Below are 14,721 nucleotides of genomic sequence, written 5' to 3' on the forward strand. Positions count from 1 at the left end.
TTATTTAACCTGTTTCAGAACATCAGCGGTGATGTCTTTAACATCGCTGCTGTTGAAAGCAACGGCATTCGCATCAACAACCAGATCGATGCTCTGATCGGCAGCTACTGCTTTAACAGCAGTCTGAATGCGAGTCACCAGCTTGCCACGCTCTTCGTTAGAACGACGCTGACGATCCTGCTCGAAAGCCTGCGCTTTCTGGGAGAACGTCTGACGCTGAGCCATTACGTCTTTTTCCAGTTTGCTACGGTCGCTCGCTTTCATGGTAGAACCATCACGCTGCAGACGCTGCATTTTGGACTGAAGATCGTTTTCCATACCCTGCAGTTCGCTTGCACGGCCTTTGAATTCGTTTTCCAGCGTCGCAGAAACACCTGTTTTCTGTGCAACCTGCTGGAACAAATTACCCATGTTGACGATTGCAATTTTGTCTGCTGCCTGAGCAGAGGTTGCCATCGCTAAACCGAGACCTGCAGCTAATAACCACTTTTTCACAATTAACTCCTTACCATCCCATTGGCACCAGAAGGTACCGTTCTTTGCGTGGCAAGGCGATCGTGTTACCGATCGCCAGTTGTCAGCGCTACACTGCCAACGCATTCCATTGCAGCGGATTATTACCAGGTTTTACCAATGTTAAACTGGAATTGCTCCGCTTTGTCTCCATCGTATTTCTTAAACGGCTGGGCGTAAGAGAAGACCAACGGCCCCAGCGGTGACATCCATTGTAATGCGATACCTGCAGACATGCGAATATTGCTCGGATCGCTGTAGTCTGGTACGCCTGCCGCACGCATCTGGGCAGTATTCTCCCAGTTGGTATCCCATACAGTACCGGCATCCCAGAAGATGGATGTACGGACTGAGTTTGCGTATTTATCACTGATGAACGGCGTTGGTGTGATGAACTCCAGGCTGGCAACGGCCATGGCGTTACCGCCCACCGCATCATCAGAGCTACAGACTTCAGAAGACGACGATTTATTACAGTTATCGGTGTCGTTACCGCCGTAATAGACCGCTTTCGGACCAATGTTGTTGGACTGGAAGCCACGAACGGTGCTGGAACCACCGGCGTAGAAGTTCTCATAGAATGGCAGTTCTTTGCCACCTAAACCATCGCCATAGCCCCAACGGGTACGACCCAGGACGACCCACTTGTGGTCGTCATCAATTGGGAAGTAGGACGCGGTGTCCAGCGTTACCTTGTAGAACTCGTTATCAGAACCCGGAACGGTCACTTTACCGTTCAGGTTGACACGAGAACCTTCCGTCGGGAAGTAACCACGGTCGAGACGGTTATAGGTCCAGCCATAGTTGAAGGTGAAGTCATCAGCAGCAAAGCCGTTGTTGTCCCCATTTTTACTGGTTGACTGACCAATAGAGTCCAGATAACGCCACATCGCCACCTGCGGTTGCATGTTGGACAGGTCGTTATGCACGTAACCTAAACCAGCGCGCAGCGAGTTGTATTCGTTAACCGGGAAGCCGAGCGTGCCATCTACACCGTAGCTCTTGTTGGTGTAAGAGGACAGATCCGCGTCATCTGCTTTAAAGTCGTTATAGAAGATACGACCGCCCAGGCTCACACCATCTACGGTGAAGTATGGGTTGGTAACAGAGAACTCAGAGTAGGTCTGGTAGTCGTTTTTGGTACCGTTGATACCTACGGAGTAACCCGTACCCAGCCAGTTATCCTGCTGTACGCCGACCTGGAAGCTGACGCCACTTTCAGTACCGTAGCCCACACCGAAGTTAAAGCTACCGGTGTTACGCTCTTTGACTTTATAAACGACATCAACCTGATCCGGGCTGCCCGGAACACGCTGGGTATCGGTATCAACCGTTTCGAAATAGCCCAGACGGTTCAGACGCTCTTTACCCTGGTCAACAAGGTCGCTACCTAACCATGCGCCTTCCATCTGACGCATCTCGCGACGCAGGACGGAATCTTTGGAGGTGTCGTTACCTTCGAAGCGGATCTTACGCACGTAGAAACGGTTACCCGCATCAACGTTAACGTGAAGCTTCACAGTTTTATCCGCGTCGTTGATTTCAGGCTGAGTTTGTACACGCGGATAAGCATAACCATAGCGGCCGAGCAGCTTCTTAATGCTGTCTTCCATTTTAGTCACTTTAGACCCGCTATACAGCTCGCCCGGCTGAATTTTGGTCAGCGATTCGATCTCAGCAGAATGGCCTGCCAGGTTACCACTCACGTCAACACCAGAAAGCTTGTACTGATCGCCTTCTGTGATGTTAATCGTAATGTAGATGCCTTTCTTGTCTGGCGTCAGACTGACCTGAGTCGAGTCGATGTTGAAACGGGCATAACCGCGATCCAGATAGTAGCTGCGCAGGGTTTCAAGGTCGCCCGCCAGTTTCTGCTTCTGGTATTTACGATCGCCCACCACGTTCCACCATGGCACTTCGTCGCGCAGCTGGAACGTAGAGATCAGTTCATCGGTGCTGAACGCGTGGTTACCCACGATGTTGATCTGCTGAATCTTCGCAGAAACACCTTCCTGGAAGACCAGTTTCAGGTCAACACGGTTACGTGGCAACGGCGTCACAACCGCTTTCACGCTGGCACTGTATTTACCCACGCTGTAATAGAAGTCTTCCAGACCTTTTTCTATGTCTGAAAGGGTTGTGCGATCCAGGGATTCCCCCACACGTACGCCAGATGCTTCAAGGTTCTGCTTGAGCATGTCATCTTTCACCGACTTGTTACCGGAGAAGGTGATACTGGCGATCGTCGGACGTTCTTTTACCTGAACCAGAAGCGTATCACCATCGCGCAGGACGCGGACATCCTCGAAGTTGCCAGTGGCAAACAGAGCACGGATGGTGTTACTGATGTCATCATCATTAACCGTATCGCCGGGGCGCACAGGCATACTGAGGAGGGCCGCACCAACGGCGACACGCTGAAGGCCTTCGAAATGAATGTCTTTCACTACGAACCCGTCAGCACCGTATACGGTGGCGCTGCTAAACAGCAGCGACGCTATGAGCAACTTTTTCATCGCCATCGTTATTATGCGTTCTTCCTAACTAACTCTCTTACAACCGAGAGAAATCATTGAAAAGTGCAAGCCCCATTAACAGCACCAGCAAAATCGAGCCAATGCGATAACTAAAGTCTTGAACTCGCTCGGATACCGGCCCGCCTTTTAGCTTTTCAATCGCCAAAAACAGCAGATGACCCCCGTCTAAAACGGGAAGCGGGAACAGGTTGATTATCCCAAGGTTCACGCTAATGAGCGCAAGAAACATGAGATAGTAAATCACCCCGAACTCCGCTGACATCCCAGCCCCCTGAGCTATTGAAATTGGCCCACTGAGGTTGTTCAGTTTCACATCACCGGTTATCAATTTCCCCAACATGTTTACCGTCAGCTTCATCAGTTGCCATGTTTTATCCGTGGCTTCAAGGATGGCGCTGAACGGCCCATACTGGCGTATTGTCTTGTACTCATCTGGCAGCGGGATGACTTTCGGCACAACGCCTGCAAACCCTTCTGCCTTTTTGCCGACCGACTTCGTATCCGGAGTCAGCGTCAGCGAAAGCGGACTGCCCTGCCTTTCAACTTCCAGCGCGAGCGACGTGCCCGGATTATCGCGCACCAGAGTAACAAAGGTCATCCACTCTGTTAATGGTTGACCATCGACTTTAACGATCCTGTCGCCCGCTTGCAAACCTGCTTTGCTGGCAGCCGAGTTTGCCTGTACTTCGGCTAATACCGGCTCAATCTGCGCACCGCGTGGACGAATGCCCAGCGCAGAGACGGGATCTTCTTTGTCTGGCTCGAAACGCCAGTGACGTAAATCGAGCACTTTGTCCTGCCGCTGGTCAGAACCAAACGGCGACACGCTGAATGTTGTCTGCCGATCGCCAATTTTGGCTACCAGCTGCAGACGCACGGCATCCCAATCAGGGGTTTCGATGCCATCAATCGCTTTAAGTTCCATCCCCGGCGTAATTTGCGCACTCGCCGCGATGGAATCAGGCGCAATTTCACCCACAACCGGACGCACGCCAGGCACGCCGATGATAAACACCAGCCAGTAGGCGAAAACAGCAAAGATGAAGTTGGCTACCGGCCCGGCAGCGATGATGGCGGCGCGTTGTCCAACGGTTTTGTTGTTGAATGCGCTGTGTCGTAGCTCAGGGGCGACAGGCTCAACGCGTTCGTCGAGCATCTTAACGTAGCCGCCAAGCGGGATAAGAGCGATGACAAATTCTGTGCCGTGGCGGTCAGTGCGCGTCCAGAGTGATTTACCAAAACCGATGGAAAACCGCTCTACCCGCACACCGCAACGGCGAGCAACCCAGAAATGGCCAAATTCATGCACGGTAATCAGTACACCCAGTGCAACAATGAACGCCGCCAGATTCCAGAGAATGCTCAGCATAAAACCTTCCGTTAAATCGTCCCGAATACCAGTAAAAGCAAGCACGCAAACACTGGAACAGCCGCTGTCAGGCTATCAATGCGATCCAGTATACCGCCATGTCCTGGAATCAGGTGTCCGCTGTCCTTAATCCCTGCTTCACGCTTAAACATACTTTCGGTTAAATCACCGAGTACCGAGGCCAGCGCAGCAAAAATAGAGCACACCAGCAGTATTGACGGTGCCACTTCCAGATTCGCCCAGACGCCATAGCCCCAGGAAATGATTGCTGCCGTAAACAGGCCGCCGATGAATCCTTGCCAGGTTTTGCCCGGAGACACTTTTGGCGCCAGTTTATGTTTGCCAAACAGTTTACCAAACATATAGGCCCCAGAGTCAGCCCCCCAGACGAGAATCATCACATAAAGCAGCCAGATCGCGCCGCTGTAGTGGTTTTCGTCATAGTGCCAGGCGCGCAGTGCGACCATACCCCAGAAAAAAGGAACAATTGTGAGCAGGCCAAAAATAAGACGCAACACTTTTGAATTACGCCAGAATGCCGCGGAACCTGGGTAAAAAAGCACCAGCAGCAGCGCGGCAACCCACCAGCCCAGCGATACCCAAAGGGAACCGGCAACCAGCGGTTGGTGAATATCATGGTGATATTCAGGCAAGGTAAACAGCATCAGGGCCAGGATAAAGCCACAGAGTACCGCCAGCCATACCCGCTGAGTGCGTGAGGTAAAGCCGCTAAACTGACCCCATTCCCACGCGGCGAGCATGCAGACCACCAGCGTCAAAATAGCGAATCCCACCGGGGGCAGTAAAAACAGCGCCGCAATGACAATGGGTATTAATACAAAAGCGGAAATCAGGCGATACTTCAGCAAAAGCTACCCCCATCAGGCTTTGTCGCCACCTGGCTCGGTGCCGCCGAAACGACGCTCTCGATTGGCAAAGGCATGCAGCGCACCTTCAAAGTCTTGTTCATCAAAATCGGGCCAAAGAACATCAGTAAAGTAAAGTTCGGCGTAGGCAATTTGCCACAGCAAAAAGTTACTGATGCGATGTTCTCCCCCTGTCCTAATTACCAAATCCACAGGTGCCAGTTCATTCATGCAGATTTGCTTACTCAGCGCCTCTTCATCAATTTGGTCGGGTCTCAACAGCCCTTCCTGAACCTGTTCGGCCAGATGCCGAACGCCCTGGATAATATCCCAGCGTCCACCGTAATTCGCCGCGATATTGAGCGTCAGACCGGTATTATTTTCAGTCAGCGCTTCTGCTTTACGAATCCGTTCCTGCAAACGTGAGTTAAAACGACTGGTTTCGCCGATAATACGCAGACGGACGTTGTGGCGGTGCAGGCTTTTTACTTCGCTATCGAGCGCCCACACAAACAATTCCATCAACGCGGTCACTTCCTGCGGCGGTCGATTCCAGTTTTCACTGCTAAAAGCATAGAGCGTTAACGCATCAATGCCGTTATTGGCGGCAAAAGAAACGGCGCGGCGAACAGATTTCGCCCCAGCTTTATGCCCAAAGGCTCGTATCTTCCCTTGTCTTTTCGCCCAGCGGCCGTTGCCATCCATAATGATTGCTACATGACGGCAGCCATGAGCTGGCAAGTTTTCGCTTATTGGTTGATTCGCAGACAACATAACGCGTTTTTGGTCCCTGAAAAGGATTTAACGGTACTCAGGAATACTGAAGCCTATACGTAAAAAAGCCGTGTCAAACCACGGCTTACCTGACCACGTAAAGTCAAATACCTGCGATCAGGTGGCGCAGACTATATCACTGAAGCCCAACGCTAACAAATAGCACAACCACTAGTGCTTGCTTTATCACCAGCTTGCGAGGCGTGTCACCTGCTTACGTGCAATAACGCGAGCCTGTGCATCCACCGCCAGCACCTCTTCCACGCTTTGTGGTTCGCGCAAATCCATCATTTCCAGTACCGATAAATTCAACGTCGCAATATCGGTAAATCGGATTTGCTGATTCAGAAATGCCTCAACGGTAATTTCATTAGCTGCATTAAGTGCCGTCGTCGCCGCCTGCCCCTGGTCAAAGGCTTTCATCGCAAGCTTCAGACACGGATAACGATCGTAGTCCGGTTCGCTAAAGGTCAGTGAACTCAGCTTGCAAAAATCGAGCGGTTTCGCCCCGGACTTCACCCGATTCGGCCACGCCATGGCATGCGCGATAGGCGTGCGCATGTCCGGTTCGCCCAGTTGCGCAAGGACGCTGCCATCCTGATAGCGCACCATCGAGTGAATCACCGATTGCGGGTGGATCAGCACTTCCATCTGTTTCGCCGACGCATTGAACAGCCAGCGCGCTTCAATGTATTCCAGACCTTTGTTCATCATGGTGGCGGAGTCAACGGAGATTTTACGGCCCATTGACCAGTTCGGATGACGGCACGCCTGCTCAGGCGTCATTGCGCTCAGTTCAGACAGTGGCGTTTCACGGAACGGGCCACCTGACCCGGTAAGCAAAATCGATACAACGCCATTCTGCTCCAGGTCAGCGTACCCCAGGTTCTGTTGAAAAGGTTGCGGTAAACTCTGAAAAATCGCGTTGTGCTCGCTGTCGACCGGTAAAAGACGCGCCCCGCGCTGCTTCACCGCCTCCATAAAGAGACGTCCGCAGGTCACCAGCGACTCTTTGTTAGCCAGCAGAACCTCTTTACCGGCATCAATAGCGGCAAGCGTCGGTAGCAGCCCTGCAGCCCCTACGATTGCCGCCATGACCTGATCAACCTCATCCAGCGCAGCCATGTCGCAGGCCGCCTGCTGGCCACTCAGGACTTCGGTACGACAGCCTTTCTCACGCAACTGCGCAGTGAGCAGGCGGGCGCTCTCTTCGTCATCCATAACCGCATAGCGAGGCGTAAACTCCAGGCACTGTTCGATCATACGCTGCACATTCTTACCGGCCACCAGCGCGGTCACGGTGTAATGTTCAGGATTATGGCGAACAACGTCGAGAGTGCTGCAACCGATAGAGCCGGTTGAGCCAAGGAGTGTTAAATGCTTCATGAGATGCCCGAAAAAAGTTAGACCAGATAAAAGCAAAACGCCGCCAGCAAGACCCGAAGTCCTTCTGAACGGCGTTTATCAGTGTACGACAGAAATCAGAACTGCATCAGTTCCGCTTCTTTATCTGCCAGCGCCGCATCAATTTTCTTGATCGCAGCATCCGTCATCTTCTGAATGTCGTCCTGAGAACGACGATCGTCATCTTCACTGATCTCTTTTTCTTTCAGCAGCGCTTTGAGTTTATCGTTCGCATCACGACGTACGTTACGCACGGATACGCGACCCTGCTCAGCTTCACCACGAACGACTTTGATCAGGTCTTTACGACGTTCTTCCGTCAGTGGAGGCAGTGGAACGCGAATGTCAGCGCCCGCAGAGCTTGGGTTCAGACCCAGGTCAGACGCCATGATCGCTTTCTCAACCGCTGGGCTCATAGAACGATCGAAGACGTTGATTTTCAGCGTACGGGTATCTTCAACGGTAACACTCGCCAGTTGACGCAGTGGCGTTGGCGTGCCGTAGTATTCTACGATGATGCCATCCAGCAGGCTTGGGGAAGCACGGCCAGTACGGATTTTGCTGATTTGGGTTTTGAACGCTTCTACGCATTTTTCCATGCGTACTTCAGCATCTTTTCTGATTTCGTTAATCACGTTACGAATCCTTGAAAACTTGTCTCAGGCAGACTATCCGCCAGCACAGCGCTACAGGTGTGCTAAGTATAGTCGCGTTTAATTCTGACAACGCCAAAGGCGCGCCCAGGTAAGATACCACTACAAAATAAAGCGGAATCTTACCTGTATTTATCGCCGACGGAAATTATTCCGTGATCAAAGTGCCTTCTTTTTCACCCATGACCACGCGACGCAGTGCGCCAGGTTTGTTCATGTTGAAGACACGGATCGGCAGTTTGTGGTCACGAGCCAGCGTAAAGGCGGCAAGATCCATCACTTTCAGCTCTTTTTCCAGCACTTCGCTGTAGCTCAGCTGATCGTACATGGTGGCAGACGGATCTTTTGCCGGGTCGGCAGTAAACACGCCATCCACTTTGGTCGCTTTCAGAACCACATCGGCTTCGATCTCGATACCGCGCAGGCAGGCAGCGGAATCGGTAGTAAAGAACGGGTTACCCGTACCGGCGGAGAGGATCACCACGCGGTTGTTGCGCAGCAGGCTAATCGCCTCTGCCCAGCTGTAGTTATCGCAGACGCCATTCAATGGGATTGCGGACATCAGGCGGGCGTTCACATAGGCGCGATGAAGCGCATCACGCATTGCCAGGCCATTCATCACGGTTGCCAGCATACCCATGTGGTCGCCCACAACGCGGTTCATCCCCGCTTTCGCCAGACCAGCACCACGGAAAAGGTTGCCACCGCCAATGACCACGCCAACCTGAATACCCAGTTCGACCAGTTCTTTGATTTCCTGTGCCATGCGGTCAAGGATGCTTGCGTCAATACCGAAGCCTTCCGATCCCTGCAGCGCTTCGCCACTCAGCTTAAGCAGAATGCGTTTGTACACGGGTTTTGCATTGGTAGCCATGTTTCTTTCCTGAGACTGTCAACGATTAAGATGGGGGTTAATTCTGGCGACATGATATGTCGCATATCAGCACAGGGATACTGGAGCCTGTCTGATTTCGTGTGACGGGTGACAAAAAGAAGCCGCCCTCAGGCGGCTCCTTTTCAATCATTAAGACTGCTTGGACATTGCAGCAACTTCTGCTGCGAAGTCAGTCTCAACTTTCTCGATGCCTTCGCCCACTTCGAAGCGGATGAAGCCAGTCACGTCAGCGTTGTGCTCTTTCAGCAGCTGAGCAACAGACTTGCTTGGATCCATAACGAATGGCTGGCCAGTCAGAGAAACTTCGCCGGTGAATTTCTTCATGCGGCCTTCAACCATTTTCTCTGCGATTTCTTTTGGCTTACCAGACTGCATCGCGATGTCCAGCTGAACCTGGTACTCTTTCTCTACCACTTCAGCAGACACGTCTTCTGGCTTAACGAATTCTGGTTTGCTTGCAGCGATGTGCATAGCCAGCTGTTTAACCAGCTCTTCATCAGCGCCTTTAGCCGCAACCAGAACACCGATACGTGCACCGTGCTGGTATGAACCCAGAACGTCGCCTTCCAGAGAAGCAACACGACGGATGTTGATGTTCTCACCGATTTTAGCAACCAGAGCAACACGTTCTTCTTCGAACTGTGCTTTCAGAACTTCAACGTCAGTGATTTTGCCCGCAACAGCTGCGTCCAGAACTTTGTTAGCAAATGCCTGGAAACCACCATCTTTAGCAACGAAGTCAGTCTGGCAGTTAACTTCCAGGATGATGCCGTAGTTGCCGTCGATCTTAGTGATGATCACGCCGTCAGCAGCAACGTTGCCTGCTTTTTTAGCTGCTTTGATCGCACCGGATTTACGCATGTTTTCGATTGCCAGCTCGATGTCGCCGTTCGCTTCAGTCAGCGCTTTTTTGCAATCCATCATGCCTGCGCCAGTACGCTCGCGCAGCTCTTTTACCAGGGATGCGGTAATTTCAGCCATTCTTAAATCCTCGGGAGATGTGAACTGCCCGGCCTGCGGCCAAACAGTGTAAATTGAAAAAAGGGGCCGATAATTGGCCCCTATTCATACACGGTACTAATAAGGGGTGAAACCTTATTATTCAGCTTCTACGAAGCTTTCTTCCGCCTGAGAAGCCAGATCCTGGGAACGGCCTTCACGAACGGTAGCAGCTACAGCGCTCAGGTACAGGCTAACAGCACGGATTGCGTCGTCGTTACCCGGGATAACGAAGTCAACACCGTCCGGATCGGAGTTGGTATCAACGATAGCGAATACCGGGATACCCAGGTTGTTAGCTTCTTTGATTGCGATGTGCTCGTGGTCTGCATCGATTACGAACAGCGCGTCTGGCAGGCCGCCCATATCTTTGATACCGCCCAGGCTGTTTTCCAGCTTGTCCAGTTCACGAGTGCGCATCAGCGCTTCTTTCTTAGTCAGCTTGTCGAAAGTACCGTCCTGAGACTGGGTTTCCAGATCTTTCAGGCGCTTGATGGACTGACGAACGGTTTTCCAGTTAGTCAGCATGCCGCCCAACCAGCGATGGTTCACGAAGAACTGATCGCAGCTGTTAGCAGCATCTTTCACAGCTTCGCTTGCAGCGCGCTTAGTACCAACGAACAGAATCTTACCTTTACGGGAAGAGATCTTGTTCAGCTCAGCCAGGGCTTCGTTGAACATTGGTACAGTTTTCTCAAGGTTGATGATGTGAACTTTGTTACGTGCGCCGAAGATGAAAGGCTTCATTTTCGGGTTCCAGTAACGGGTCTGGTGACCGAAGTGAACACCAGCCTTGAGCATGTCGCGCATGGAAACAGTTGCCATGTTTAAAACCTCTATATTAAAAGTTGGGGTTATGCCTCCACGTATCCCATATTACCGACCCCGAAGGGCACCCCGGAATATGTGCCGATACGTGTGTGTTGTTACACAAAGTGAGATTTGTCGCTTCCGTCCAGCCTGTGTATCTGAAATGGATCGGAAGTCCGGCGCGCTTTATACCACAAAACACGACCAGAAACCAACAGTTGTTGGCCGAGTGTGCTGTTAATGATTCTCAATTTGGCACGGGGTGCGCCTGACTGATACCATTAACGACACTTAGACTAGTATTGTCGAAAAAATCGACACTGATGGACAGATTACATGGCTATCTCTATTAAGACACCTGAAGAAATTGAAAAGATGCGCGTCGCCGGTCGTCTGGCCGCAGACGTGCTGGAAATGATCGAGCCGTACGTGAAGCCGGGCGTGAGCACGGGTGAACTGGACCGCATTTGTAACGACTATATCGTCAATGAGCAGCACGCGGTCTCCGCCTGCCTTGGCTACCATGGTTTCCCGAAATCCGTCTGCATTTCGATTAACGAAGTGGTTTGTCACGGTATTCCGGACAACGAAAAACTGCTCAAAGATGGCGACATCGTCAACATCGACGTGACGGTCATTAAAGATGACTACCACGGTGACACCTCTAAGATGTTCATCGTGGGCAAGCCGACGATTCTGGGCGAGCGTCTGTGCAAAGTGACGCAAGAAAGCCTCTACCTGGCGCTGAAAATGGTTAAACCCGGCATTCGCCTGCGCACCATCGGTGCCGCTATCCAGAAATTCGTTGAAGCGGAAGGTTTCTCCGTTGTGCGTGAATACTGCGGCCACGGCATTGGCCGTGTCTTCCACGAAGAGCCACAGGTTCTGCACTATGATGCGGATGACGGCGGCGTAGTACTGCAAAAAGGCATGACCTTCACCATCGAGCCGATGGTCAACGCCGGTGATTACCGCATCCGCACCATGAAAGATGGCTGGACGGTAAAAACCAAAGACAGAAGCTTGTCTGCGCAGTACGAGCATACTATTGTGGTAACAGACAACGGCTGCGAAATTATGACGTTGCGCAAGGATGACACCATCCCGGCGATACTCACGCACGATGAATGATAAAAAAGCCGGCAGATGCCGGCTTTTTTAATGGCTATAGCTTTTTCTTATGGGTGGCGCACGATGAGTAATCTTTTACCCGAACAGTATGCTAACACAGCACTTCCCACCCTACCCGACCAGCCCGATAACCCGGGCGTCTGGCCCCAGCAGGATCTGACCTGCGCCGGTATCAAGGCGCATATGGATGTCTTCCAGCGCTGGCTCGGAAGCGCATTTGATGCCGGCATCTCCGCGGAGCAGCTCATTGAAGCTCGCACCGAGTTTATCGACCAGCTCCTGCAGCGTCTGTGGATTGATTACGGGTTTGGGCAGATCAGTGACGTGGCACTGGTCGCCGTCGGGGGCTATGGCCGCGGTGAGCTTCATCCGCTTTCCGATATCGACTTACTGATTTTAAGCCGCAAAAAGCTGCCGGATGAACAGGCGCAGAAAATTGGCGAACTGCTGACGCTGCTGTGGGATGTGAAGCTTGAAGTGGGCCACAGCGTGCGCACGCTGGAAGAGTGCCTGCTCGAAGGATTATCTGACCTGACCGTCGCCACCAACCTGATTGAAACCCGCCTGTTGATTGGCGACGTCGCGCTGTTCCTGGAACTGCAAAAACACATTTTCAGCGACGGCTTCTGGCCTTCAGAAAAATTCTTCGCCGCGAAGGTCGAGGAGCAGAATCAGCGTCACCAGCGCTACCACGGCACCAGCTATAACCTGGAGCCGGATATTAAAAGCAGTCCGGGCGGACTGCGCGACATTCACACGCTGCAGTGGGTGGCCCGCCGCCACTTTGGCGCCACCTCAATGGACGAGATGGTTGGCTTCGGCTTTTTAACCGAGGCTGAGCGAAACGAGCTGAATGAGTGTCTGCACCTGCTCTGGCGGATCCGTTTTGCCCTGCATCTCGAGCTTAGCCGCTACGATAACCGTCTGCTGTTTGACCGTCAGCTCAGCGTGGCGCAGCGCCTCAACTACCGCGGTGAAGGTAACGAGCCGGTTGAGCACATGATGAAGGATTTCTTCCGCGTTACCCGTCGTGTCACTGAACTGAACCAGATGCTGCTGCAGCTGTTCGACGAAGCGATCCTGGCCCTGACAGCGGACGAAAAACCGCGGCCGATCGATGATGAATTCCAGCTGCGCGGCACGCTTATCGATCTGCGCGACGAAACGCTGTTTATCCGTGAGCCGGAAGCGATCCTGCGGATGTTCTACACCATGGTTCGCAACAGCACGATCACCGGGATCTACTCCACAACGCTGCGTCATCTGCGCCATGCGCGCCGTCATCTGACGCAGCCACTGTGCTATATCCCGGAAGCCCGATCCCTTTTTCTCAGTATGTTGCGCCATCCGGGGGCCGTCAGCCGTGGGCTTCTGCCGATGCATCGCCACAGCGTGCTGTGGGCCTATATGCCACAGTGGTCACATATCGTCGGGCAGATGCAGTTCGATCTGTTCCACGCCTATACGGTGGATGAACACACGATCCGCGTCATGCTCAAGCTGGAGAGCTTTGCCAGAGAAGAGACACGCTCACGTCACCCACTGTGCGTCGAACTGTGGCCACGTCTTACCCACCCGGAACTGATCCTGATTGCCGCCCTGTTCCACGACATCGCCAAAGGTCGCGGCGGTGACCACTCGGTGCTCGGCGCGCAGGACGTGCTGAAATTTGCCGAACTGCATGGACTGAACTCTCGCGAGACACAGCTGGTTGCCTGGCTGGTACGCCATCACCTGCTGATGTCCGTCACCGCGCAGCGTCGTGACATTCAGGATCCGGAGGTCATCAAGCAGTTTGCAGAAGAGGTTCAGACGGAAAACCGCCTGCGCTATCTGGTCTGCCTGACGGTAGCCGATATTTGTGCCACCAACGAAACGCTGTGGAACAGCTGGAAGCAAAGCCTGTTGCGCGAGTTGTACTTTGCCACCGAAAAACAGCTGCGCCGCGGGATGCAAAACACCCCAGACATGCGCGAGCGTGTACGCCATCATCAGCTGCAGGCGCTGGCGCTGTTGCGGATGGATAACATTGATGAAGAGGCGCTGCATCAGATTTGGGCGCGCTGTCGTGCCAACTATTTTGTCCGCCACAGCCCAAACCAGCTTGCCTGGCATGCGCGACATCTGCTTCAGCATGATTTGTCGCAACCGATGATCCTCCTCAGTCCGCAGGCCACGCGCGGCGGTACCGAGATCTTTATCTGGAGTCCGGATCGGCCTTATCTGTTTGCTGCGGTTTGTGCCGAACTGGACAGGCGTAACCTGAGCGTTCACGACGCGCAGATTTTCACCACCCGGGACGGCATGGCGATGGACACCTTTATTGTGCTGGAGCCAGACGGAAGCCCGCTGTCGTCGGACCGCCATGAAGGGATACGTTTTGGCCTGGAACAGGCGATCACCCAGCGCAGCTGGCAGCCACCGCAGCCTCGTCGTCAGCCGTCGAAATTACGCCACTTTACCGTCGATACCGAGGTCAATTTCCTGCCGACCCACACCGATCGTAAATCGTTCCTGGAGCTGATCGCGCTCGACCAGCCAGGGCTGCTCGCCCGCGTCGGCCAGGTTTTTGCCGATCTGGGAATTTCGCTTCACGGGGCCAGGATTACAACCATTGGCGAACGAGTAGAAGATTTATTTATAATCGCCACCGCCGACCGGCGTGCCCTTAATAATGACCTGCAACTTGAAGTGCAACAACGGTTGACAGCAGCCCTCAATCCAAACGATAAAGGGTGACGTGTTTTTTAGTGAAATGGAAAGAGTAAAC

At 52.9% G+C, this 14,721-nt stretch carries 12 protein-coding genes; 2 read left to right on the forward strand and 10 right to left on the reverse strand.

What is annotated here, in order from left to right; genetic code table 11:
- The 10 genes from skp to rpsB form a co-directional block, all read right to left on the reverse strand.
- Positions 1-495: a molecular chaperone Skp gene (gene skp, locus L466_RS02960; RefSeq protein ID WP_020882619.1), complete on the reverse strand. Its 495-nt coding sequence runs from the start codon at positions 493-495 to the stop codon at positions 1-3.
- 122 nt (positions 496-617) lie between these two features.
- Positions 618-3,035: an outer membrane protein assembly factor BamA gene (bamA, locus tag L466_RS02955; protein WP_014168707.1), complete on the reverse strand. Its 2,418-nt coding sequence runs from the start codon at positions 3,033-3,035 to the stop codon at positions 618-620.
- A gap of 31 nt (positions 3,036-3,066) precedes the next feature.
- Positions 3,067-4,419, reverse strand: a complete 1,353-nt coding sequence (rseP, locus tag L466_RS02950) for a sigma E protease regulator RseP (protein ID WP_020882618.1) — start codon at positions 4,417-4,419, stop codon at positions 3,067-3,069.
- A gap of 11 nt (positions 4,420-4,430) precedes the next feature.
- Positions 4,431-5,288 carry a phosphatidate cytidylyltransferase gene (gene cdsA / locus L466_RS02945; protein WP_032679640.1) on the reverse strand — a complete coding sequence of 286 codons (858 nt, stop codon included), beginning with the start codon at positions 5,286-5,288 and terminating at the stop codon, positions 4,431-4,433.
- Between the two features lie 12 nt (positions 5,289-5,300).
- Entirely contained in the window at positions 5,301-6,059 is a 759-nt protein-coding gene (gene ispU, locus L466_RS02940) for a (2E,6E)-farnesyl-diphosphate-specific ditrans,polycis-undecaprenyl-diphosphate synthase (RefSeq protein WP_014168704.1), read from the reverse strand.
- A 186-nt stretch (positions 6,060-6,245) separates the two neighbouring features.
- On the reverse strand, positions 6,246-7,445 hold the full coding sequence (ispC, locus tag L466_RS02935) for a 1-deoxy-D-xylulose-5-phosphate reductoisomerase (RefSeq protein ID WP_020882617.1): 1,200 nt from the start codon (positions 7,443-7,445) through the stop codon (positions 6,246-6,248).
- Between the two features lie 95 nt (positions 7,446-7,540).
- The gene (gene frr, locus L466_RS02930; protein WP_014168702.1) at positions 7,541-8,098 is read right to left on the reverse strand and encodes a ribosome recycling factor; all 558 of its coding nucleotides are present in this window, start codon (positions 8,096-8,098) and stop codon (positions 7,541-7,543) included.
- A 166-nt stretch (positions 8,099-8,264) separates the two neighbouring features.
- On the reverse strand, positions 8,265-8,990 hold the full coding sequence (gene pyrH / locus L466_RS02925) for a UMP kinase (RefSeq protein WP_003856194.1): 726 nt from the start codon (positions 8,988-8,990) through the stop codon (positions 8,265-8,267).
- A 150-nt stretch (positions 8,991-9,140) separates the two neighbouring features.
- Positions 9,141-9,992 carry a translation elongation factor Ts gene (tsf, locus tag L466_RS02920; protein ID WP_008501911.1) on the reverse strand — a complete coding sequence of 284 codons (852 nt, stop codon included), beginning with the start codon at positions 9,990-9,992 and terminating at the stop codon, positions 9,141-9,143.
- Positions 9,993-10,109: 117 nt separating this feature from the next.
- Positions 10,110-10,835, reverse strand: a complete 726-nt coding sequence (rpsB, locus tag L466_RS02915; protein WP_003856207.1) for a 30S ribosomal protein S2 — start codon at positions 10,833-10,835, stop codon at positions 10,110-10,112.
- 321 nt (positions 10,836-11,156) lie between these two features.
- On the opposite strand from rpsB, the gene map reads away from it, so the two are divergent.
- Both map and glnD read left to right on the forward strand, forming a co-directional pair.
- The gene (gene map, locus L466_RS02910; RefSeq protein ID WP_014168699.1) at positions 11,157-11,951 is read left to right on the forward strand and encodes a type I methionyl aminopeptidase; all 795 of its coding nucleotides are present in this window, start codon (positions 11,157-11,159) and stop codon (positions 11,949-11,951) included.
- Between the two features lie 63 nt (positions 11,952-12,014).
- Positions 12,015-14,690 (forward strand): bifunctional uridylyltransferase/uridylyl-removing protein GlnD, encoded by a 2,676-nt coding sequence (gene glnD, locus L466_RS02905; RefSeq protein ID WP_020882615.1) that lies wholly within the window; start codon positions 12,015-12,017, stop codon positions 14,688-14,690.
- Positions 14,691-14,721 lie beyond the last annotated feature (31 nt).

Source organism: Enterobacter sp. BIDMC 30 (assembly GCF_000534355.1).
In the GTDB taxonomy this organism is placed as follows: domain Bacteria; phylum Pseudomonadota; class Gammaproteobacteria; order Enterobacterales; family Enterobacteriaceae; genus Enterobacter; species Enterobacter ludwigii.